The 1647-nt window shown below is 59.1% G+C and carries 2 protein-coding genes; one reads left to right on the plus strand and one right to left on the minus strand.

Annotation, left to right across the window (positions count from 1 at the left end):
* Nucleotides 1-122 precede the first annotated feature (122 nt).
* On the minus strand, nucleotides 123-335 hold the full coding sequence (locus FXB41_RS39750) for a hypothetical protein (protein WP_007601850.1): 213 nt from the start codon (nucleotides 333-335) through the stop codon (nucleotides 123-125).
* An 896-nt stretch (nucleotides 336-1231) separates the two neighbouring features.
* On the opposite strand from FXB41_RS39750, the gene FXB41_RS39755 reads away from it, so the two are divergent.
* Nucleotides 1232-1483, plus strand: coding sequence for a hypothetical protein (locus FXB41_RS39755; RefSeq protein WP_311985957.1), 252 nt, complete (start codon nucleotides 1232-1234; stop codon nucleotides 1481-1483).
* Nucleotides 1484-1647 lie beyond the last annotated feature (164 nt).

Consider the following 1647-nt stretch of genomic DNA (forward strand, 5'->3'; position numbering starts at 1 on the left):
CTTCTCAGACGTCAGGCAGAGCGCGGACGAACATGACCAAACCACCATGAGGGCAGCCTGACGAAAGATCGCAGCACTTGCCCTCCCTGCGCGCGCTCGCCGCCATCGGATGGCGCCTTAGCTTAACCGCCGACCGGCCCCGACAACGTCTCCAAGCCGGCCTCGATTGCCTCGATGTCCTGCTCGATCTGCGCAATCGACAACCTGCAGTCAAAGCCCGCCCAGGCTTTCAGGTCTCCGGCAAGGCGCCGGCGGTGCATCCTCAGCTCCTCAAGCGACTGGCGGTCTTTCAGACTCGCGTAGCCGTCCACAATCAACTCAATCGCACTCGACATGACGCTACTCCACAAAAACAATTCAGATCTAATCGGATGAGCTTAGTGCAAGCCGAAAGGCTGGCGCAACTTCTACGCTGGCTTCTACACCCAGGCCCTTTTGACTGCAGGGCCCAACCAAGCTTTCGGCAAAATAGGTCAAGATCGTTGACGAGTTGGCAAGGGAGTGGACGCAGTCCTGAGGCAGTGAGCCTGACGTATTGAAATCCGCAATTTACCGGTGGTAGTGTTCCACTTTTGCTACCCGCGCTATTTGCTCTGACGCCATCCTGATAGTGCTTTTTTGTGCTGGGGAGGACATTTATGCGAGGCTCTCGCGCAATCGTTTACGCCGAACGACTTAGCGAACTCACTTCTCAGCTCTCAGAATTGGAATATCTTCGAGGCCTGGTCGAAGAAGCAGAGCGCCGCGCTCGCGGTGTGCCCCCATTACGCTTGACACATCCTCCTTCGCGCCGCCTTCGAACTCGTAAACCGGGCGCCATGTCTGTCCGCCTCCGTCGCCACGCGCCACTAGCGCGGAATGCAGGAGCTCTCAGGCCCCCTGACAACGACAACCAAGTCGATCGGACTTTGCTAGAGCCATTCCCCGACGGATGGTGGGCTTCCTCCTAAAGCCACTAGAAGCGCTGACTCGACGAAGAGAGCGATCCAATGCTGGCGGCCCACCCACCCTGAGGAGCAGACAGCTAGCCACCATTCCAACCCGCGGGTGCCGAGGCTGGTCCGGCCGCACCTGTCAATTCTGGATCACCCTTCGCCAAACTCCGGCAACCTGCAACGGCGAGTGAGACAGGGAAGACGGTCAGCACGACCTGTGCGGGCTTGAGGTGAGCAACTGCAAAAGCGAATATCACTTGTCGGCGAGAACACCGGCGTCAAGCGGAGGTCATTTCGTGAAGATTGGTTTCAACACCTCTGGAATTGCGATGACGAAGAACGACACCGCCGTGTTCGACACGATGCGCCCTGATCCAAACGGACGGAGACAATGGGCCGGCCGACTGGGGACGCGCGAGGCAATAAAACGGGATGGCCTGGAGCTCGACCCTGGCTCGCTCGTTTACTGTCCCCACGAGTGGATCAATGCCGCCGGCTACGTTGACCTCGAACTGGTCCGCAAATACCCGCTGATGTTCGCGGTCTAAAGTCGTGACGAACCAGAGCCGACGCGCAAGCGATCCGGACGAACCAGCGATTCGACGGCTGCTAAGCCGAGCGGTAAAACGCAGGCGTCCAAAGCCGTCTGTGCCACCTGTGCCGTTTGGTATCCTCGCGACGCGCACCGATGGGCTCTCGCCTCGCATGTTGC

The sequence above is a fragment of the Bradyrhizobium canariense genome (genome assembly GCF_019402665.1).
Taxonomy (GTDB): Bacteria; Pseudomonadota; Alphaproteobacteria; order Rhizobiales; family Xanthobacteraceae; genus Bradyrhizobium; species Bradyrhizobium canariense.